The sequence below is a fragment of the Burkholderia sp. Bp8986 genome, assembly GCF_003854225.1.
Taxonomy (GTDB): Bacteria; Pseudomonadota; Gammaproteobacteria; order Burkholderiales; family Burkholderiaceae; genus Burkholderia.
Genome location: NZ_QTQM01000065.1, coordinates 1 through 19798, shown reverse-complemented (window position 1 = coordinate 19798; position 19798 = coordinate 1). Strand labels below are relative to the sequence as shown.

The window sequence follows — 19798 nt, the reverse complement described above, 5'->3', positions numbered from 1 at the left end:
GTATGCGGGGAAACTCGCACGTACGGTTCTTCGGGGGCCGCGTTTCCGACAGGGAGCGCGGCTACCCTATAAAGGCCACGAGGGTTTTTAACTTTCGCGGCTAGCTGTTAACCCCAGGCATCGGAACCACTGAGACCGATGAGATGGGCAAGCCGATCATCAACGACGTACTGTGGACATTGATCGAACCTTTACTGCCACCACCCAAGCCGCTTCGCGAGAAGAACCCAGGCCGCCTGCCGGTTTCGAATCGAGCCGCGCTGACCGGCATCCTATTCGTTCTCAAGACGGGACTGCGCTGGCGCGACCTGCCCGTCGAGATGGGCTGCGGTTCGGGTGTGACTTGCTGGCGACGGCTCCGCGATTGGCAGGCTACGGGCATCTGGGATCGCTTGCACGGGTTGCTGCTCTCGAAGTTGCGAGCAGCAGACCAAATCGACTTCTCGCGAGCCGCGGTCGATTCATCATCGATTCGCGCCGTTGGGGCGGGCCAAAAACTGGGCCAAACGCTACCTGTCAAGCCCAGTGTGGTGGTCGGCGATCTGTGGTGTGATACTGAAATTGCACGATACCCGTTGATGCCTCTCAGCATCCTTGCGACAATCGGCGTAGATCACTCGCGAACGTCGCATAGGATCGCCGTGCAGTACAGGAATATTCGGAATTTTGTCGGCAGCTGTCAGCGTTGAGTGATTTTGGTAGCCTCGATAACGATGCGGTACATGGAGCCGGATCACGTGGGATCGTTGGAGTTTGGCCTAGTTTTTTCTCGCCTCGGGGCGATGATCGAGGATGAATCGAGCCCATCTTGAGGAAAGTCAATCGATTCCGGCCCTCGCAGCTTCGCGAGAATACGTCCGTACAAGTGATCCGTTACGTCGAAATTTTGCCAGTCGCGAATCCATCACCAACACGACACACGTGAGCCGCAACCATTCCACGGCCGTACTGCCAGCGTCGGCGGCCTTGAGGATAAACAGGAATGACCAACGCAGCTCGATTGGAGACCGGCAGCCGCATTGGGCTCTTGTCGCTTGCCTGCTTGGGTCGCGGCATCAGCAAATTGATAACCGTTCAATACCGGACGTCGATAATCGTCGTCGCCATATCAGCGGTCTCGGTTGTCGCGAGATCTGAATTCAGCAGCTAGCTGCGAAAATCAACGCCATCAGGAAGTTGTTTTTAAGTGTTCTCTTAATAATTGGATCGAACAGACATGTCCATCCTTGATCAACTTCATTTGCTTCATCTATTTTCCAGAATCATTCGCCTGCCCGAGAAGCGAAGCCAAATGCGAAGATGGTTATGCAAACCTTCAGTTTCCCCTGCATCCTCTCTCTTCATGCTGTTTGCATTGTTCGGATGCGCGACCCAGCAAACCGAACGCTACACATCCGCGGGGCCAGTAGCCGCGGTGCATTGTTCCGGTGACTCGTCAAGCTGGGCTGCGTGCGAGCAACAGGTCCCACCGGTTTGTGGCCCAGCAGGGTATGTCGAGTTGGAGCGATTAGGATCCACCATAGTAAGATCACATTTCGATACTACTGGCGACCAAGGAGAAAAACTTCCTGAACGAACACTGGTTGTTCAATGCAAAGGCCCACCCTGACGACCGTCGCAGTGCTCTTGGAGAAATGGCGGAATCGTCCTTGGGCAGCAAAATCTCTAACAAAATGAGTAATCGAAGCTGTTAACCCGCCGCGTGCTTTGCTAACCTCTTCGTGCTTTCGCGGACGAGGAGGCCATGACCGCCCATAATCAAATCAGACCCTTCAGGCCGGCATGATACAGCCAGCCCTCGTCGGTCGCGATATAGGTGATGTCACCGCACCAAGCCTGATTGGGCGCCGTCGCCGAGAAATCCTGGTTCAGCAGATTCGGCGCGACAGGCAGGTCGTGCTTCGAATTCGTCGTGGCCTTGAACTGGCGTTTCTGCTTGCAGTGCAGTCCCAGTTTTTTGAGCAGCCGCTTGATCCGGTGCACGCCGATTCGCACGCCACGCGCCTCGAGATGTTGCTGCAGGCGCTCGAGCCCGAAGCTTTCCCGGGTGCGCCGGTGGGCCGCAAGGGGGGTGTCAGAATTTCCGTGTTCAAGGCGGGTTGAGTAATTACACGGAAGGCCGAACGAATCGATCTGTGTAAAGGCGTAAAGGATAGCGGACTGGTTCATGGCCGTCTTCCAATCATGAGCGGCACTGCCCCAATTCGCCGTGATGTTGCGCAGGGCCAGCCGGATGTGACCCTGCCTCGTTTTCACATACAGCAATTCATGCGGCGATCAAGCTGGCCTCGTAGTCGACAGGGGTGAGGAAATTGATCGAGGTATGCAGGCGTTGCCGATTGTAATAGCCCTCGATCCAGTCGACGATATCAAGGCGGGCTTGGGCGCGCGTTTCGTAGTGGTTCTGATAGATTCTCTCGACCTTCAATGTCTTGAAGAAGCTCTCCATCGGCGCGTTGTCCCAGGCGTTGGCCCGACGGCTCATCGAGACTTTGATCTTGAACGCGTCGGTCAGTTGCCGGTACACGCGACTGGCATATTGACTACCGCTATCGGAGTGCAGCAGCAATCCAGGTGGCGGCTTGCGTTGCCAGCACGCGCTGCGCAAGGCCTGGCAGACCAGATCCGCGTTGATTCGCTCGGACTTCCCGCGTCGAGAAATAACCTTTTAACGTTTCACAACTAGTCAATAAGCACCCCTAAACGCCCCCCTAAATTCACCAGCTGTCCAGTAGCGACTTGCTGCCCGTTAATACAAAGTCTAACGCCATTCGAAACTGGGACAGCCGTCTCAAGCAACATTCCTGGATGAAGACATTTTAGCTTTTCCAGATCCAAGGGAATTCTGGCCACTTCAGCGGTCATGACGACCGTAACATCGATCCCCATTTTACCATCCTCTGTTTGCACAAAACCATCACCTCGGCGCTCACCCACTCCAGAAACACCGCAGTCAAGTGGCCAACCACCGACCTGCTCAGAAGTGCCAATATGTGATCCTCGTGCGCATACATCTGAAATCGAATCAATGGTCCAGAAGGCCCTTGATTCATCCAAACTCGCGGTAGCCAGCAGACCTTGTTCACACAATAAAAATTCGCCTTTCTCGAAATCAGTATGGCGATCAAGAACAACGCAGCAATTCTGGTCGAGTGAATCTAGCTCTTTCATATCGATGCGCACCCATCCAATGCACACGGCGACGTCGACTACAGATATGAGCGACTCATATTCGAGGTGATCCATACGAACGCTAAGATGTCTAAGCCAGCCGTGCGGCGCGGCCACTACGCGAGCATCTAGCCGAGAAGTCCGTGAGTTAAAGTGGACGACTGGCGCCGATACGCTCTCCACACGCTCATAGCCTATTTCCACCGCACACGCATTGCCAAGTCCGTAGCGCTCCGAAAAAACTGCCAAAGGCTCCAAGGTCCACGCAGCGAGCACTCCGGCCAGATCCTTCGGGACTTCCCGCCAAGACGGTGCCGGCAGCAACGGCGCAACCCATTGACACCACTGTTGTTCGTCAAACCATAAAGCACACCGCTCACCAGCGACTAGCGCTTCAAGAATCAGACCACTGCCGCCGAGCAAACCTGGCCCAATCCCCAAAGTTACCGGCCCAGCCGCCGCCAGATCATATGTCTCTGTGCTGGCGACGCCGCCACCAATAACAGAGAACAAGTCAGCAGTATCCGGATCGATGTTATTAACTATCATTGCGAACACTAACGGTTGTGGTCACCCCCAGTCGACATCCCAATTTCCGAGCCAGAGCGGGCGATTGCCGATGAAGGACTGCACGACGCTCCAGGTCTTTATCGGAAAGCGTCAATTCAAGTATGCCATTTGCAAAACGACATTCTATGTATACTCCCTTCCAGTGACCTGACATCACCGTCACGCCCACTCGCTCGCTGCGACACGACTCCTTGGCTGCCCAGCCCCCCCCCCTTAGTCCAGTCAGCCCAGCCGATTCAGTATGGAGTGATGCCAAACCGCTGTCAGTAACAGAATTTTCCCCTTCCTCAAGTAGCGCCTTTAGCTGATCAATGACCTGTTGAAGCGTCGTGCGCATGGCAACGACTTCTTTGTCCTTTCTACAAGCATCCGTGCCCTCAATACTATTGTCTGGCATCTCTCTCAACCAGTCGCGTTTGCGATGGCCGCCCGACTCCAAATCATCCTCAATTTCTGAAACCACAGAGTCCAGCCCGCTGACAACAATACCGGAAAAGCCAAGGGTTCGAGTCAGATTTACCATGATTTTTATCTCCGTTTCAGCTCGTGGCCTTCCTCGATCAGCACGCTCAATTTTTCTTGACCAACTCGATTCTTTCGCAAAGCCTCGATTTCGCTTTCGATCTCCCGCTTCAAACGTTCGATCTTCGCTAAGTTGCGCTCTATCTCGCCTCGCATCTTCGCATCATATGCATTGAATGCCGCCAAATCCTCGCCCACACAATCCAATCGACCCTTACCTAACACGATGCGCCGCATACTCACCTCACGCCATCGCTGCATGTTCGCGCTTCGACTGTTCTGATCATGAGCAAGTTGCTCATTTAAATACCGCAACTGATCGCGCAACGCCTCAACGCGCGCGCGAATCGCTGTCTCGCGCATGCGCCTGATTGTAAGGATACGCGCTAAGTCACTCATTGCCCCACCACCACTTCACGGAGTTTTTTTAACACGATATCCGGCTCAACTCGTTCATCTTTGTCCTGCGAAAGAAATTCATTAATTCCTTCGTGCCGATTTAACGCATCGTCCGCATCTTCATCAAATCCTTCTTTATACTCCCCCACTCTCACAAGCAGCGAAATTTCATCGTATTTCGACAACAGTGCACGCAATCGCGCGGCAAGCGCCAACTGTTCCCGATCGACAACAAGTGGCATCACACGGCTCACACTGGCGCAAACATCAATTGCGGGAAACCTGTTCGCCTCCGCCATCTTTCTCGAGAGTATTATGTGCCCATCGAGGATGGACCGCACCTCGTCTGCGAGCGGCTCATTCGGATTATCGCCCTCCACCAAAATCGTATAAATAGCCGTAATGCTCCCCTTAGCATCGCAACCGGATCGCTCCAGCAGTGGTGCCAATCGAGCAATAACACTGGGAGGAAACGGGCTTGTAGATGTTGGCTCGCCTGCGGCCATCGCAATTTCTCGCCCGGCCCGAGCAAAACGCGTAAGCGAATCAACCAACAGCAGAACGTCTTTCCCCTGATCCCTAAAGAACTCCGCAATCGTAGTCGCGGTATAGCTTGCCTTCAGCCGTTCTGCAGCCGGACGATCTGAGGTCGCAACCACCACAACGCTGCGCTTGCGAGCAGATTTCGTAAGGGTATGCTCAAGGAATTCGCGAACCTCACGTCCACGCTCACCCACGAGAGCAAGCACGACCACATCGGCTCCACATCCATCACACATCATGCCAAGTAGAGTACTCTTGCCGACACCCGCAGCAGCAAAAATTCCTACACGCTGCCCCCTGCCAATTGTCATCGCAGCATCAATCGCTTTGACGCCAAGAAACATTGGCTGCGCGATTATCTGTCGACACAGTGGATCGGGTGCCGGCCCGTCCAACGCCCTCGTCTGCGCATCTTCAGAAACCTGCACATCCGAGGTGCCTCCAAGAATATTGCCAAATCCATCAACTACATGCCCGATTAGGTGCGACCCCACACAAATCGTGTATGAATGGCCCAGAGCCCGAATCAATTGCCCCGATCGCATACCACTAGTAGCGCCAAGAGGTGAAAGCAGCGCAGTTTCCTGCCGTAGTCCCACTATTTCGGCCTTCGGACCTTTAGGCTCAACAAGACATAGCTCGCCCATCCTCGCACCTGGCAGTGTTGCGCTCAGTAATACCGGCGTCACTTCTGTTACACGCCCGAGTCGCAGAACCGACGCAATCTCGCAAAGCGGCTGCAGTAGCCCTGATACTCGCGCTGCGACGGTCGCTGGATCAGATGTTTTCATCGAACGCGCTCACTAGCTCAACCGATCCAAGTACTTCGGTACGTTCGTCACCTACTTCCGGCATCGATAACACGGCCAACCAGTACATGTCTCGCTCAATTAGTTTTCGCAGAAAGCGCCGAGTGTCAATTGCGGTGACGAGTACGCCATCCCCCTCGCTACTGAGAACAACTCTCCGAACCGATTCGATGATTTCTTCATTCTCTCTCGGAGTGAGAGCAGAATACGCCCCCGCCGCAGTCTGACGCACCGAATCGCGCAGGAGATTCTCTATCGATTTACCAACGACCCACACTCCAAGCGTGCCGCGGCCCCCTCTCCATCGGTTCACGATCATTCGGCGCAGTGCGAGCCGCACATACTCCGTGAGCATGATGCCATCCTTCTCTCGTGGCGCCCATTCAACGAGCGCCTCGAAAACCGTACGTAAATTACGAATCGACACTCCCTCTGCTACGAGACGTTGCAACACCTCAGAAACCTTAGCGATCGGTAACTGTCGCTGTACTTCTCGTACTAGCTCCGGAAAGGTCTTTTCCAAACTGCTCATAAGGAAGTGAGTTTCTTGAATTCCTATAAACTCGCGGGCATGATGATCAATAACACCTGATAAGAGATACGTTATTCGCTGCTCGTCTTCAGCAACCGGAACATCGAGCGCCGAAACCTCCGCAGCCACTTCAGGTGTGATCCAAAACAAGTTCCGACCATTATCTATCGCCTCCTCACGAATGATCGACACCGCCCCTCGGCGTCCGCGCGCGAGCAAACACTCCCCCACCGGCAATGCCATCGTACACGTCACCTCGCCGTACAGCGTAATCTGCACCGTATGTGCAGGAAGTTTCGCATCGACTTCATAGGAGAATGGCTTCAGCGTCAGCCCCAATTCGACAAACTTCTGCCATCTCAACGTATCGAGAAGAACAGACAGTTTATCAATGCGCGCGGCTTTGGCACCAAGTCGCAAAGCTAGCGGTTCCACGCCGGAATGCATTCGTGACTCTTCGTCTCCGTCGTCACCGCTTTTCGTCGAACGACCTGCGTCGTTCCGGTGCTTGAGACGCCACGCGATCCCCGCGATCGCTACCGAGATCATGGCAAAAACAAAAAAAGGGAACCCCGGCAAAAAACCAACCAGGATCAGCGCGCCAGCCGCAATATAAAGTGCAATCGGATGCGCACTCAGTTGCTTCGCAAGGTCATCCGCAAGATTTGATCGCGCATCCCCCGGAATACGTGTCACTACCAATCCAGCAGCTACCGAAATAACTATAGCTGGAATTTGGGCCACGAGACCATCGCCCACTGACAAAATCGAATACGTGTGCAAGGCATCTACCAAAGGAAGGTTTTCCTGAAGAACACCAATAATTACACCACCAATCAAATTTATCAGAATTACAACAATACTTGCAATCGCGTCGCCTTTAACGAACTTCATGGCCCCATCCATCGCGCCGAATAGCTGACTCTCCTTTTGCACGATCTGCCTTAGCCTTTTCGACTCTGCAGCGTCGATCTGCCCAGTTCTCAAATCATTGTCAATACTCATCTGCTTTCCAGGCATACCATCAAGAGTAAAGCGCGCACTCACCTCCGCAACACGCTCAGCCCCTTTTGTAATGACAATGAATTGCACTATGGTAACGATCGCATAGACGATTATCCCAACTGCAAGGTTACCCCCGACGACAAAGTTCCCAAACGCATAAACTATGTGACCTGCGTCGTGCTGCAATAGAATCAACCGACTAGTGCTAACTGTCAGCGCAAGCCGATATAGTGTCGTAATTAGAAGAATGGACGGGAACGCTGCAAGCTCAAGTGGATCTCTAATATAAATGATCGTGGCGATCAGTACGACAGAAAATGTCAGATTTATGGCAATAAAAAAATCAATTGCCAGCGTTGGCATTGGGAGAATCAACATCCCGATTGCCACCATCAGCATTACTGCCAAAACAATGTCGTGCCGTGAAGTGGCATGCCTTAAGAGCGTTGAAAGGCGGTTCATTGCGCCTCCCCACCCATGGAGTAGCATCTCAACCGCTTGACGAGAACCGAATAAACAACAAACCACTCGCGCGCACCCGATTCTCTCGGCATAACGACGGAACAGGCGAGTTTATCCCCGATCGCAACAAAGCGAACCGGTAATCCACAAAACTTACTAGGGATATAATCTGAAAGCGCCGTTTTTAGCAGAACCGGCAACCGACGTCGAGGCACTTTGACCGCACACACCATCAACAAGGACTCTTTCTGACTTTCTTCACTTAAAACGTCCAATTGCAACGCAATACCTTCATACGATGTTGGCAACCATTCACCTCGCGACCATGAGCCACGACCCGAAAGCAATATGAATTCCTCAATATTTCGCGCAAGATGCAAATCCATATACGTAACCCCCTGCGCTTTTTATAAAAATTGCATCTTCCACATCAAAGAAGACGAGCACACCACGAGATTTATGCAGCCAACATCCTCAAAACCACCATCCAACCAAGTAACAACAAGCAATCATTTATTTAACTCGGCCACAACGAGGCGATCTTCGCACGAATTTATTACATCCATGATATTCGCTCGTTGATCATTATCTCGAAAGCAAATATCTGGGAGAAGCGACATCACACTGCGCAGGGACCGAACGTAACGCAGGCGCTCCAAAGAGGTCATCCCGACATCTTCGTAACGCCCTAAAACCAATTCCTCGTAAAACCATTCCTCTTCAAGTATTTCCAGAACAACCTCGAGCAGAGCATCTCCGTTCATGTTAGAGATTTTCGCGCGTCGAGAGACATTTTCGCAATACTCCTCGATACCAAGGAAAGCCAGCAAGCGCTTCAATGAGCAAACCAGGTCCAACAAGCGCTCACGTTCGTCAGACCCACGGAGTTCAGTCAATTCCGCCGCCATCGCATGAATCATGACCTTGAGTTTGCGCGATCGATCTTTTATCCCCTTAAGCTTGCGAAACCATTCGATCAAACTCGGGCAACCACTGGCGGCATGATCATATAGCGCGGCAACATCGGCCGCCGCTATCCCGGCGAGCGAGCCGAATTCCATTGCAGAAAAGAAACTAATTGCCCAACTCGGCTGCTGCAAACATCGTTCGAAAGCCTGCTCAAGAAGCGCGTCCGTTTGATCCGATTGGGCACCCTTGTCAAGTGCAAGGCTAAGCGCCTGCAACTGGCCCGCCATATCCATACCGCTGAGGAGAAGCTCAAGATCGAGTTCAGAAGCGCATCGCGACAACCTCACTGCGAGTTCCACAACTTCAGTCTCGCCGCTCGTTCCAGCCAATGCCGCACGGACGAGCGCCTTTCGACCTTGAGCTTGCTTTTCTTTCAATGCCGATTTTCGTACGACACTTAGCTCGCCCAACAATGAAGCGACTTCATCGACAGCAGCAGTAGCCGCCCAGAGCTGTTGAGCTGCGATTTCCTCATCGGCAAGTTGCACCAAGAATTCCGGAACGTCCGTATCCGACCCTAATGACGGCGACTTCTGCAATAAATCCGACAATCCCGGCTGCTGGCCCGAAGATGAAATATTGTTGATAGTCATGAAAAGTCACCGTATGGATCTTCGAATCGTTTCACACCGCGCAAACGCTCTAGCACACGCACCAGATGATCGGCCACGTCCACCCGAAGTTGAACATAAGGCGTATCAATCAGCGCTTGGCCGCGCGTTAGTGCATCATCGAACTCCCACTGCACAGTCGGCCATTCCTGCAAAATTTCCTGAATCGCGTCATTATCGTGCTTATTCAATCTGAGGCGGATGACACCCTGTTTTAGTGCGGCTGGAATCTCAGAAATTACTCGTTCCGCCAAGATCGAGCACATTTCGGATGGGGAATAGAACTGTTGAATGATGCTAGCGATAAGCCCTCTTATTGCCGTTTCGACCCTACCAACCGCCACGTTCTCCGCAGTCATCTGATCGACAAGCCAAGTTACCGCATCGTCCACCGCGCCTTTCCGCAAAATCTCGGTATCGGCATCAAACTGTTCGCGAACTAGCGCAAGCTCGTCGACAAGTCTCTCGCATGCCAACCTACGCATCTCTCGACTCCGCATGCGCGTCTGCCAAAGAGTTTTCGCAACCCTACTGCGCGCGCGTCGTTCAAATTCGGCGAAATCAACGAGCGCACGATACTGCATTGCCGTCAAAATCTTGTTTGCTGGCATTGCGCAATCGACAACCACAACCTGAAGACCCATTGGGTTCACAGCAACCGTCCCAAACGCAGAAGACTTCCGATAACGTTTTCACGAGGAAGCATTGATACCGGCGGCGCTTCCAGCTCGACAGAAGTGTGGCCTGGAGCTTGCAACTGCAGTCGCACCCCGCCCCAAGCCGCGTCGCTTTTCATGTCTCGATCGATCCAGCACATGCCCAGTTGTTCGCACACGGCGACGATCGAGGCCTCGGGCACGTGCCCGATCGGATCGACATCTGCCCACGATACTGCAAGCAACTCCTCGCAATTCCTATCGCTTAGGTAATTTTCAAGCTCGCGGCGATAACTTCTGAGCAAAAGATATTCTCGACGCCCGGTCGCCATTATGCCGACGGCAACGACTATAGACGGGATTCGTGTGGTACGAGACATTAGCATCAACGCTATGTCTCCCAGAACGGATGGTACTGAATATTCTCTTAGCAACGCTCGCGTTCTGATAAGGGAATCGATCTGTGATCTACAAAATTTCGAGCGAGAATACACATCTTGCCACACTCCCATATCCAAGAGCTGCCACCAACTTGAATGCATGGTCCGACCAGGATACCAAAGCAGCTCATAGAGTTGACGGACTTCCTTCGCGATCATCGCCAGATTTCCTACCAAATTTATGGCGTAGCAGATAACCTATAGAACCCAGCATTAGCATCAGCGCCACGACTCCGAACAGCACTATGCTCACTAGCAAGAAATTAGCTCGAAGCCATTCCAACCACCACGGAAGCGCGTTAGACGGCCTATCATGAGGAACGAAACGATATGAAGCCGGCTGCAAAACAACAGTAATATCTTCTGCACGCAAATTCGGAACCGCCGTCATAACGAGCCGTCTAATATCTGCCTCGTTGTTTCTAAAATTATCAGAAGGAGAGTATTTGATGAAAATTGATGCTGAACTGTTGTTGACCGGCCCACCGACATTCGGCTTAGATAGAACAACGCCAGCGCGCACAATGATGGAACCGTCCAGCGCCTCCAGCATTCGCTCTATATCCTGCTCTTTCAGAAACGCAAGCTTCGCTTCCTCTTGAGTCGGCGAGCTAACTAGCTGCCCAGATGGAAAAACGTCCGCGACAGATAATGAGTGCTCCTTTGGAAATCCATTTTGCCGAAGCACCTCGATAGCCTCGGCAAACTGCGACTCCTCAACGTCCACCTGTACCGCCCCATTTTTGTCTGCCGACTTCGACGACGAAATATTCCTCCCCTTGAGAAGAGCAAGCATTTGATTAGCCTCTTGCTCCCGCAATCCCTGATATAACTCAACCTTACAACCCGTTAGCGAGAAAATCACCATCAATAACGTGATTGCTCGATAGTATGGTTTCATTGCATTGACAGCGTCTTGTTTACCGCCTGAGAAACGCCACCCGCCACCTTTGCCGCAATATCGACGGCAGTAGACGCTTCCATAATTTTTTCCTGAATAGATAGCATCGTCTGTGGATTGTTAAACTCTGATCCAGCATCTGGAATTGAGCCCATCATATCGGAGAACTGACGCGCTGCGCTCTGCAAAGGCTGGAGCACCGAATCTTCCGGACGTGCAGCGCCATCCATCGCACGTTGAAATTGCATCTCATCCGAAAAAGAAACCGAGTCGCTACCTGGGACATTATTGGCTGCACCACCCGTACCACTGACAGTCATCGACGCACTAACTGGATTGATCTCCATCTCCCCCTCCTCTCACCACCATTCCACAAATTGTACTGAGTCCCCCCAAGCAGGCGGACCACACGGCGCTCGCACAAGAAGCGGCACAGTTAAATCATTGCAAACCTCACGAAAGACTCCAATTCACCTTTGCCCTATATTAAGCAGACCAGTGTCGATCGCAAGAATTCGCGAACAACTGATCATATATATGTCGAGCAGATGCCCCTCGAGCATATTGGATCACGCCGATACGTATCACCGCAAATTCCGTCGATCAACTCAGCCTGCTACTCGTTCGGCTCTAGCTAGCTCATCGGTCTTATAGCACTCCGATCCGGTAAACGGTCAATCCTCACCTCCGGATAGCACCAGAGCAACCCGTCAAGAATCGTTACGCGACGCGGTGGGCAGCAAATCACTTTATAGCGGCATATCGCCACGCGAGACGCAGCCCCGCCGAAGGCAATCACCATTTGCCGCCCACAACCTCCACACGCTCCCTTATATTTTCTGATTTATGCTCTGAATTAGTTGGTTGAATTTACTAATCAACGCGCTCTCCATTCCGATTTCATTAGCGTACTGTGCCGCGTATTTTTGCACATGCACCCAGGTCGACGGATCAGTCATGTCGCCAGACATTGCCTCCTGGAACTCATTTCCAGACTCCGAAATTGAGGAAGACAGCGTCTGACTGATTGAATTAAAGTTCACAATTCACTCCTATAATACCAGCAAAATCCTGCCTCACCTTACGTGGACAGTATTTATATCGCCGGCGAAATGTATCGCTAAAATGGGCGTGGCTATTGAAACCGCACTCATGTGCAATCTCCGTCACCTTTTTGGACGTACCGAGCAATAGTTCGCGCGCGCGTTGCAGACGACGCTCAAGCAACCAACGCTTTGCCGAAACACCGTACTTCTCCTGAAACATTTCGTTCAACATTCGCGTAGACAGGCCCAATTCACGCGCGTAAGTCTCGACGGGCCACGGATTCAAGCTATTTCGTTCGATATAGTCAAAAAACTCTAAGCTCCCGTCAACAAAATGATGCATCAGGCTTGAAAAATATGATGCATCGATACTCAAACAGTAGATGAAGACAAACCGCAACATCAAGCGAGGATCTACACTCCCAAGTCGACGCGAGACATCGAACAGATCAGACGGAATTGGCAGGACTGTTATTGATTTCCGGCAGAACGGCACCGGAGGCACTGTTTCGACCTGATCGGAAATCTCGCGATAGAGCTCCTGAAAATCACCCACACGAAATTCGTGGATGTCGTAATCGCCTACAGTTCCAGTTATCACGGCCTCCGTATCAGTCAAAAGAATACTGTTCGATTCGGCACTATGCACCGCACCGCGACAGACCACTCTAGCGGGACTTTTAAATAGAATGAACTGAACCACAACCATGATGCCCCCGCATGCAGTATTCGTACTGCGTACACTACCAGCCCCCCCCTCCGGGCCACATCAGGTGATTACCTGAAAATTGACGAACGCCTACAGAGGCTACTAAAAAGGGGCGTGGTTGAAATTTTCGAGTGGCCACGAAGGCAAATCGCGAACCACCGGTGCGATACAAAGACGCCATCGCGCTCAACAGCGCCGGGAGCGATTGACACTATCTTTTGAGGGAGTTTCATGGAGGCCGCTCGGCACGCTGGAGAAAATTTCATCAGGTCATCCAGCGGCCGAATTAGAAGCGCGTGGCGTGAATGGTCGCGCGACGCCCGAAAAATATGGTGCCGATGGAAGTAACAAAGCCTGGGATACGCGCGCTCAACGAACGAGGTATATTTGCCACGCCTGCTTCCCTATTCGGTACAGCGCTTACTGCTCATCGAATCGATATCGCGATTACGTAGTGCTCGTCGTTATTGCTGGAACTGTACAGCGATCACTAGAATCCTTTCGCTGCCTTCCCCACCGGCCGCGCAATCTTAGTACCGGCGGAGCCGAATCGGCGAGGGGTCACCATTTACATGACGTATTGACGTTTTCGCCGGCCAAGATAGCGATGACCGGGGCGCCGTTCGCCTCGGCAACTATGGGACTTGGAACTCGGGGAGAGACGTGGGCAGTAGACAGCAGCGACAGAGCCACGTTCCACGGCAGCAGTTCGTCGATGCGGTTGATCAGATGGTCAGCAATGCGCTCGAGCACGTAGGCGAGATACGCCTCGGGATCGAGGCCATTCAGGCGTGCCGTGCCGATCAGGCTATACATCGCGGCGGCACGTTCGCCACCAGAGTCGGCGCCGGCGAACAAGTAATTCCGTCTGCCGAGGGCGACGCCGCGCAGTGCTCGCTCGGCGATCAGGTTGTCGATTTCCGCACGCCCGTTGCTGCAGTAGTAGATGAGCGCCGGCCAGCGATTCAGCGCGTACTGAATCGCCTTGGTCGGGTCGGATTTTGCAGAGAGCGTGGCGAGCGTTGCTTCGAACCAGCGTTTCATGTCGTTGAGCAGCAGTATCGCTCGCGCCTGGCGCACACTGTGCCGCTCATCAGGTGGTTTGCCACGGATCTGCTCCTCGATCTTGTAGAGCGCGCCGATCCGGTGCAGCGCTTCCTCCGTTACCGCATTGGGACGGACGGCATGTAGATCATGGATCTTTCGGCGAGCGTGGGCCATGCAGGCAGCTTCCTGGATGGTGCCGCCGCGATACAGCTCGGCATAGCCGGCAAACGCATCGGCCTGCAGCACGCCCGCGAAGTCTGCAAGATGCTGCTGGGGATGCTCGCCCCCGTCGATCGGGCGTGTAGGCGAACCAGACTGCTGCCGGCTCTTCGGAAGCGCTCGGCCGATCATCGCGCACGTAGACCCACAGGCGTCCTGTCTTTGTGCGACCGTTGCCGGGCGCCAGCACTGGCAGCGGCGTGTCGTCCCCGTGAACCTTGCCGCCGGCTAACGTGTATAGGCGGACGGTGTCGACCAGCGGTGCAAGCAGCGCCGTGATGCTCCCCATCCAATACCCCATCGCACCCGGATCGATCTCGACGCCGTCGCGCGCGTACATGACTGCCTGGCGATGCAGCGGGATGTGGTACGCGAACTTCGACACGGCGATGTGCGCGAGCAGCGCCGGACCCGGGATGCCACGATCGATCGGTCGACTCGGTGCCGCGGCCTGCACGATGCGATCGCAGCATGCGCAGGCCAGCTTCGAACGGCGGTGGCGAATCACGCGGAAGTGCGCCCGGACGTATTCGAGCTGTTCCGCGACGTCTTCGCCCAGCGGTTTGAGTTGCCCGCCGCAATCGGGGCAGTCATCATCGGCGGGCAGATGGATGCGCTCTTCGCGCTCAAGGTGATCGGACAACGGCTTGCGGCCCACACCTTCGCGACTCGGCCGTTTCACTGCAGCAGCCGTGGCCATATCGGCCGAGCCTTCATCGGCCTGCAGGTCTTCCAGCCGCAATTCAAGCTGTTCGATCTGGCGATCCAGCTTCTCCGATTTCCGGCCAAACTGCATCCGGCGCAGCTTGGCGATCATCAGCTTCAGATGTTCGATCTCGATCGCGCGCGACGAGAGCTGCTCGCGCAAATTGGCGACCATCGCCTTCAGCGCGTCAATGTCGTCGGGGAGATCGGCGGGAGCAGCAGACATGCAGTGAGCTTACACGACGCCACCATCAAGCTCTCCACGCGTAATGAACGTTTACAATGCGCTTCTCGGGCGAGCTGCATCGATCGGCTGCCGCCAATCGAAACCTTCGAGCAAGAGCGCGAGCTGAGCGGTCGTGAGCGCAACAACACCGGCATCGGCGCGCGGCCACGCGAAACTTCCTTTCTCGAGGCGCTTCGAGAGCAGGCACAGGCCACCGTCGCACCACCACAAGCACTTCAGCAAGTCGCCGCGCTTACCCCGGAGCACGAACACATGCCCGCTGTAGGGATCCTTCTCCAGCACGGTTTGTACCTTCGCGGCCAACGAGTTGAAGCCGGAACGCATGTCCGTGACGCCCGCTGCGATCCAGATTCGCGTGTTCGGAGGGATCACTTTAGACAGTCTCGTAAATACTGCTCGGCGAACTCCTGCGACACACCGCGGATACGAATGCGTCGTTTTCCGACCTCGATCTCGATTTCACAGCCCGGCGGCATCGCCGGGCTCGCCGACATATCCAGCGTTTGCGCCAGAGCGTGGTTTGGGACGTCTTTCGCTGGCAGATCGACCACCTCAACAGGCAGCAACGCGACGTTTGGTATCGACGCTGCACGTTGCGCATCTAGCAAGCTTCTTCGCCACTGCGCGACCATATTGGCGTTCAAGCCGTGTGCACGCGCTACCTCGGCAATCGAGCGATTCGGATCGTTCGCTTCGGCAGCAACCGCTTCCCGAAACTCCTTCGTGTAGTTCCTCGATCCCGGTCGTCTTCCATGCACCACTGGCTTCATCAATCTGATTCCCATTACATCTGATGGGAATCAGATTGCCGGTGCCGTGCCCTCATGAACAGACGGTACGTGTCGAGCGCTTACGCTCATAGTGAAGCGCCCCGGTTTTTCGGAGGCTCCAAATCTTGAGAAAATGGAGCTATGGGAAACACGAAAAAGAAGTCGCCAAGGTTCTCGCCGGAAGCTCGCGAGCGAACGGTGCAAATGGGAGCGGGAGGTGCGTGAGCTCCGGCAGGTCAATGAAATCCTGCGCAAGGCGTCAGCGTATTTCGCACAGGCGGAGTTCGACCGGAGCGCGTGGCGATCGCCGACGGCTATCGGGAATCGACGGCATCGTGGCGGGATCTGCTGCTTGATCTGAAGGCGCGTGCCTTGCAGGCCGGCCCGCTGCTGGCAGCGCTCAGCGCCTTGCCGAAGGCACAGCATGGCCGCGCGAAAACAGACCTGGCACAAATCTGGAACGCCTCCACTCGTGCCGAGGCACTCGTTGCCTTCGAGCGCTTCGTCGCGACGTATGGAGCCAAGTATCCGAAGGCCGTCGAGAAGCTCAAAGGACCGCAATGAACCGCTCGCGTTCTACGACTTCCCGGCGGAGCACTGGCAGCACCCGAGAACGACCAATCCGATCGAGTCGACGTTTGCCACCGTGCGCCATCGCACGAGCCGCGCCCGTAATTGCCTGTCGCGCGGAACGTTCCTGGGCATGGCGTTCGAGCTTGTTGAATCGGCCGAGCAATTGTGGCGTCGCATTCGCGACGCCGAAAGAATCGAACAGCTTCAGAAGGACATCCCCTTCGAAGATGGCATCCCGGTGATTGACAGCGCACCGACTCAGCAACCGCTTGCCGCTTGATCATGCTCTGCCCGCCCATACACCAAACTTGACATTAACTCCATGGCGCTTGCGCGTTGATCGCGGCCCACACTTCCGTGAAGGCCGCCTTGCCCCGGGTCTCCGGGGTGCTGGAGAGCGTCGGCGAGTTTGGCCAGCGGATCGTCCCGTTGTGCTTCTGGTAACGCTGTGATCGCGGCCAACCGAGCCGTGAAGGTCGCCTCGCGCAGGGTTTCCGGAAGGTGCTGGAACGCGCCGGCGAGATTGAACAGCGAATCGTCCCGTTGTGCTCCTGGTCGCGCCTCGATCGCGGCCAACGGAATCACGAAGGCCGACATGTCTCTGGAGCCCGCCAAAGCCGAAAATTCGTGGTCTTTAAACGATTATCCGCCCGCGAGTTGCTGCAATACTGTAGGTGGCAGACTCGTCGGGATAGATCCCCGAAGCGAAGCCGGAACGGGACCGGTCTGCGGCCTCGCAAATGTAGTAAGAACCGGCGGACGGGACTTCGTCCGGCGCAAACGAGCAACTCGATCAGGAATCGAGAAATTTAAAGATATTTCGGATGGCAGCCCGAAAGGATGCCAGGAGCCCCTGGCCGGAATCGCTCCGGACCCCAAAACTGTTCAATGTTGGGTTGTTGCCGATGGGAGTGGATTGAAGAGTCGAAACTCCCGCGGTGGGTAAGTTGGAAATACGAGGCATGATGGCCATTCAAGGAAGACAGCGCAGTCTACCGGGGGAGCATAGTCTTTTAGATAGAGACACGGTTTTAAGATTCGAATAGGGTCAAAGCCGGATCGCCGTCCTGCATTGGTGCATGAGCAAGGATTTGAAAGAGGATATCCTGCGCGGCATCGCAGCTGTACGCTAGGGGAAGACTGAGGTTGGCGGAAAACGGAATGTGTCGTAGTAAGCACGATGGAGTAATGTCTACCCCAATTTGATATGGATAATGTACACGTGATCGACGTTCGCGACGATGTGCCACCGCACGACACGTAAGCGTAACTGCGTATCGCGACCGACCTTCCTCGGACTGGCATTCAAGCTGATCGAGGAAGCCGAGAAAACCTGGCGCCGTATCACGGCCCGAAAAAGATCAAGCTGTTGCTCAAGGGCGTCGCCTTCGAGGACGGCGCACCGGTGCAAGACGATCGACCGGTTCAGCTGCGGGAGGCACGGTCATCCTGTTTTGCATGCCTCTCGATCTGCCTATCAACTTCCTGCATTCGTTCATCGGGAACTTTCAGATGCTCCCAGACTGCATACAGAGCGGTGCGTGCAATGCCGGGTAACTCATTGTCGGCGTCTTCGAGTATTTCTGGAATACGGCGCAGCGCCTCGATTCGCTGAGGTATTGTGATCCCAAATTCCGCTAGCAGCCCGCGCAGACGATTGATGAGAGCTGTGCGCTCCTCTATCCAACCTTGGCGCATGCGATGAAGTGTGGCATGCCCTGTTGCTCGATCGTCTTGACCTGAGCAAAGCGCATCGTGGGCCGTGCGGCGGCCTCACAAATTGCTTCAGCATCCGCAGCATTATTCTTGCAACTCGCACCGCCCTTGCGGTAGCGGGCAACAAACTGCGGTGCGATCAGCTTCATCCTGGGCCTATTGCAGTAAGTTTGCGAGCCCAGTGATGGGCGGATTGCACAAGCCTCCGTCGCGACATCGCACGGTTGGAGGCGTGTCATGAACTCGGCAAATCGTTCCACGGGGATGGAGCGACGCAGGATAACACGCTCCTGCCGATCGACGCAGTGCAATTGAATCACCCGCTTCGCGAGATCCACACCCATTCTGGATACGGCTTCCATATCTGCTCTCCTCATCGGATGGTCAATGCCCACGACATTGGGCTCCTGCCGCTGCGAAGGTACTTGGCATTCGGACATAGTCTCCCGCTTAAAATAGGTTCATCGCGGATTACTGGGGAACGCGGCGCGGATTTTGAGGAAGAAGTATTCCTCGTCGCGGTACCCGTAAGCTCGGCGCTTGATGACCTTGATGGTGTTGTTGATGCCTTCGACGACGCTGGTATTGAGCGGGTGGCGGCAGCGAGCAAGGATTCCGTGCCAGTACGCTTGTAGACGCTGAGCAAACAACTGCAGCGCCGCAATCCCGCTTTGCCGGGCTTGCTCGATCCATTGCTCCCAGGCTTTCTGCGCCCAGGCCGGCTTCTGGTAGAACCAGAGCCGCTTGAGTCCGTCGCGTAGCACGTAGACGCACAACAAGAGCTGATTGGCTGCCAGCAGTTCCTTCAGATGTACGGCCTGTTCCTGCTTCAAGTTGTGGCCGTTGCGCAGCAGCAGCCATCGACTGGACTTCAGAACCTTCCGAGCCGGACGGTCGTGGCGCAACTGATTGGCCTGATCGACCCGCACTCTATCGATTACTTCGCGCCCGTACTTGGCGACGACATGGAACAGGTCGTAGACGACTTCGGCCTGCGGGCATTGCGCCTTGATTTCCAGTTCGTAGGCCGTAGTCATATCGATCGCGACCGCTTCGATACGCTTGGCCGCGCCTTTGGGAAGCTTGCGTATTTCGGCGCACGTGATCAGTGGTTCCGATTGATGGTGATCGGTCGTTTCGGTCGAAGGTGATCGCTGATCACCGGTTTCCGAAACG

General features: G+C 54.6%; 19 protein-coding genes and 6 pseudogenes. 3 read left to right on the top strand and 22 right to left on the bottom strand.

What is annotated here, in order from left to right; all coding sequences use genetic code 11:
- Positions 1–143 precede the first annotated feature (143 nt).
- Positions 144–550: pseudogene (locus DID99_RS34075) on the top strand (transposase); the annotation flags it as partial.
- A gap of 1214 nt (positions 551–1764) precedes the next feature.
- On the opposite strand, the pseudogene DID99_RS34070 reads toward DID99_RS34075, so the two are convergent.
- The 18 genes and pseudogenes from DID99_RS34070 to tnpA all read right to left on the bottom strand — a co-directional run.
- Positions 1765–2064 (bottom strand): annotated as a pseudogene (locus tag DID99_RS34070) (IS3 family transposase); the annotation flags it as partial.
- 202 nt (positions 2065–2266) lie between these two features.
- A pseudogene (locus DID99_RS34065) lies at positions 2267–2644 on the bottom strand (IS3 family transposase); the annotation flags it as partial.
- Between the two features lie 38 nt (positions 2645–2682).
- Positions 2683–3684, bottom strand: a complete 1002-nt coding sequence (locus DID99_RS34060) for a FliM/FliN family flagellar motor switch protein (RefSeq protein ID WP_185733855.1) — start codon at positions 3682–3684, stop codon at positions 2683–2685.
- 25 nt (positions 3685–3709) lie between these two features.
- Positions 3710–4264, bottom strand: coding sequence for a hypothetical protein (locus DID99_RS34055; RefSeq protein WP_124668479.1), 555 nt, complete (start codon positions 4262–4264; stop codon positions 3710–3712).
- 5 nt (positions 4265–4269) lie between these two features.
- A complete protein-coding gene (locus DID99_RS34050) occupies positions 4270–4626 on the bottom strand; it encodes a hypothetical protein (protein ID WP_124668478.1) in 357 nt (118 codons plus the stop codon).
- Positions 4627–4658: 32 nt separating this feature from the next.
- Entirely contained in the window at positions 4659–5996 is a 1338-nt protein-coding gene (locus DID99_RS34045; RefSeq protein WP_124668477.1) for a FliI/YscN family ATPase, read from the bottom strand.
- Positions 5983–8013 carry a type III secretion system export apparatus subunit SctV gene (sctV, locus tag DID99_RS34040; protein ID WP_124668476.1) on the bottom strand — a complete coding sequence of 677 codons (2031 nt, stop codon included), beginning with the start codon at positions 8011–8013 and terminating at the stop codon, positions 5983–5985. Before sctV ends, DID99_RS34045 begins: the two co-directional genes overlap by 14 nt.
- Positions 8010–8399 (bottom strand): hypothetical protein, encoded by a 390-nt coding sequence (locus tag DID99_RS34035; RefSeq protein ID WP_124668475.1) that lies wholly within the window; start codon positions 8397–8399, stop codon positions 8010–8012. The genes sctV and DID99_RS34035 overlap by 4 nt, the downstream gene beginning before the upstream one ends.
- Before the next feature lie 123 nt (positions 8400–8522).
- Complete coding sequence (locus DID99_RS34030) at positions 8523–9575, bottom strand: TyeA family type III secretion system gatekeeper subunit (RefSeq protein WP_124668474.1); 1053 nt, start codon at positions 9573–9575, stop codon at positions 8523–8525.
- On the bottom strand, positions 9572–10204 hold the full coding sequence (locus DID99_RS34025) for a hypothetical protein (protein ID WP_124668473.1): 633 nt from the start codon (positions 10202–10204) through the stop codon (positions 9572–9574). The genes DID99_RS34030 and DID99_RS34025 overlap by 4 nt, the downstream gene beginning before the upstream one ends.
- A 38-nt stretch (positions 10205–10242) precedes the next feature.
- Positions 10243–10848: a type III secretion system domain-containing protein gene (locus DID99_RS34020; RefSeq protein ID WP_124668472.1), complete on the bottom strand. Its 606-nt coding sequence runs from the start codon at positions 10846–10848 to the stop codon at positions 10243–10245.
- Positions 10817–11590, bottom strand: coding sequence for a type III secretion system inner membrane ring lipoprotein SctJ (gene sctJ / locus DID99_RS34015; protein WP_124668471.1), 774 nt, complete (start codon positions 11588–11590; stop codon positions 10817–10819). The genes DID99_RS34020 and sctJ overlap by 32 nt, the downstream gene beginning before the upstream one ends.
- Positions 11587–11937 (bottom strand): type III secretion system inner rod subunit SctI, encoded by a 351-nt coding sequence (sctI, locus tag DID99_RS34010; protein WP_124668470.1) that lies wholly within the window; start codon positions 11935–11937, stop codon positions 11587–11589. The genes sctJ and sctI overlap by 4 nt, the downstream gene beginning before the upstream one ends.
- 483 nt (positions 11938–12420) lie before the next feature.
- Positions 12421–12633 carry an EscF/YscF/HrpA family type III secretion system needle major subunit gene (locus DID99_RS38525; RefSeq protein ID WP_185733854.1) on the bottom strand — a complete coding sequence of 71 codons (213 nt, stop codon included), beginning with the start codon at positions 12631–12633 and terminating at the stop codon, positions 12421–12423.
- Complete coding sequence (locus DID99_RS34000; RefSeq protein ID WP_124668469.1) at positions 12623–13345, bottom strand: AraC family transcriptional regulator; 723 nt, start codon at positions 13343–13345, stop codon at positions 12623–12625. Before DID99_RS34000 ends, DID99_RS38525 begins: the two co-directional genes overlap by 11 nt.
- Before the next feature lie 561 nt (positions 13346–13906).
- Positions 13907–15542 (bottom strand): annotated as a pseudogene (tnpC, locus tag DID99_RS33995) (IS66 family transposase).
- A 51-nt stretch (positions 15543–15593) separates the two neighbouring features.
- Entirely contained in the window at positions 15594–15935 is a 342-nt protein-coding gene (gene tnpB / locus DID99_RS33990; protein WP_124668468.1) for an IS66 family insertion sequence element accessory protein TnpB, read from the bottom strand.
- On the bottom strand, positions 15932–16333 hold the full coding sequence (gene tnpA, locus DID99_RS33985; RefSeq protein WP_185733853.1) for an IS66-like element accessory protein TnpA: 402 nt from the start codon (positions 16331–16333) through the stop codon (positions 15932–15934). Before tnpA ends, tnpB begins: the two co-directional genes overlap by 4 nt.
- Before the next feature lie 193 nt (positions 16334–16526).
- On the opposite strand from tnpA, the pseudogene DID99_RS33975 reads away from it, so the two are divergent.
- Positions 16527–17186 (top strand): annotated as a pseudogene (locus DID99_RS33975) (transposase); the annotation flags it as partial.
- Here the strand turns inward: DID99_RS33975 and DID99_RS33970 are convergent.
- The gene (locus DID99_RS33970; protein ID WP_124668465.1) at positions 17165–17503 is read right to left on the bottom strand and encodes a hypothetical protein; all 339 of its coding nucleotides are present in this window, start codon (positions 17501–17503) and stop codon (positions 17165–17167) included. The pseudogene DID99_RS33975 and the gene DID99_RS33970 sit on opposite strands and share 22 nt — an antisense overlap.
- 629 nt (positions 17504–18132) lie before the next feature.
- Between DID99_RS33970 and DID99_RS33965 the strand changes: the two are divergent.
- Positions 18133–18347: pseudogene (locus DID99_RS33965) on the top strand (IS256 family transposase); the annotation flags it as partial.
- Here the strand turns inward: DID99_RS33965 and DID99_RS33960 are convergent.
- The 3 genes from DID99_RS33960 to DID99_RS33950 all read right to left on the bottom strand — a co-directional run.
- The gene (locus DID99_RS33960) at positions 18332–18604 is read right to left on the bottom strand and encodes a hypothetical protein (RefSeq protein ID WP_124668464.1); all 273 of its coding nucleotides are present in this window, start codon (positions 18602–18604) and stop codon (positions 18332–18334) included. The pseudogene DID99_RS33965 and the gene DID99_RS33960 sit on opposite strands and share 16 nt — an antisense overlap.
- Positions 18586–18984, bottom strand: coding sequence for a transposase (locus DID99_RS33955; RefSeq protein WP_124668463.1), 399 nt, complete (start codon positions 18982–18984; stop codon positions 18586–18588). The genes DID99_RS33960 and DID99_RS33955 overlap by 19 nt, the downstream gene beginning before the upstream one ends.
- Positions 18985–19083: 99 nt before the next feature.
- The coding region (locus DID99_RS33950) for an ISL3 family transposase (RefSeq protein WP_260444752.1) at positions 19084–19798 on the bottom strand (715 nt) is incomplete at its 5' end.

Excerpts from the sequence above, each read along its gene's own strand:
- sctJ (WP_124668471.1), bottom strand. The coding sequence starts at position 11,590 with ATGAAACCATACTATCGAGCAATCACGTTATTGATGGTGATTTTCTCG.
- sctI (WP_124668470.1), bottom strand. The coding sequence starts at position 11,937 with ATGGAGATCAATCCAGTTAGTGCGTCGATGACTGTCAGTGGTACGGGT.
- DID99_RS34050 (WP_124668478.1), bottom strand. The coding sequence starts at position 4,626 with ATGCGCGAGACAGCGATTCGCGCGCGCGTTGAGGCGTTGCGCGATCAG.
- DID99_RS34030 (WP_124668474.1), bottom strand. The coding sequence starts at position 9,575 with ATGACTATCAACAATATTTCATCTTCGGGCCAGCAGCCGGGATTGTCG.
- DID99_RS33960 (WP_124668464.1), bottom strand. The coding sequence starts at position 18,604 with ATGCGCCAAGGTTGGATAGAGGAGCGCACAGCTCTCATCAATCGTCTG.
- DID99_RS33970 (WP_124668465.1), bottom strand. The coding sequence starts at position 17,503 with ATGTCGGCCTTCGTGATTCCGTTGGCCGCGATCGAGGCGCGACCAGGA.
- DID99_RS34020 (WP_124668472.1), bottom strand. The coding sequence starts at position 10,848 with ATGATCGCGAAGGAAGTCCGTCAACTCTATGAGCTGCTTTGGTATCCT.
- DID99_RS34035 (WP_124668475.1), bottom strand. The coding sequence starts at position 8,399 with ATGGATTTGCATCTTGCGCGAAATATTGAGGAATTCATATTGCTTTCG.
- DID99_RS33955 (WP_124668463.1), bottom strand. The coding sequence starts at position 18,984 with ATGGAAGCCGTATCCAGAATGGGTGTGGATCTCGCGAAGCGGGTGATT.
- DID99_RS34055 (WP_124668479.1), bottom strand. The coding sequence starts at position 4,264 with ATGGTAAATCTGACTCGAACCCTTGGCTTTTCCGGTATTGTTGTCAGC.
- sctV (WP_124668476.1), bottom strand. The coding sequence starts at position 8,013 with ATGAACCGCCTTTCAACGCTCTTAAGGCATGCCACTTCACGGCACGAC.
- DID99_RS34025 (WP_124668473.1), bottom strand. The coding sequence starts at position 10,204 with ATGCCAGCAAACAAGATTTTGACGGCAATGCAGTATCGTGCGCTCGTT.
- DID99_RS34045 (WP_124668477.1), bottom strand. The coding sequence starts at position 5,996 with ATGAAAACATCTGATCCAGCGACCGTCGCAGCGCGAGTATCAGGGCTA.
- DID99_RS34000 (WP_124668469.1), bottom strand. The coding sequence starts at position 13,345 with ATGGTTGTGGTTCAGTTCATTCTATTTAAAAGTCCCGCTAGAGTGGTC.
- tnpA (WP_185733853.1), bottom strand. The coding sequence starts at position 16,333 with ATGAAGCCAGTGGTGCATGGAAGACGACCGGGATCGAGGAACTACACG.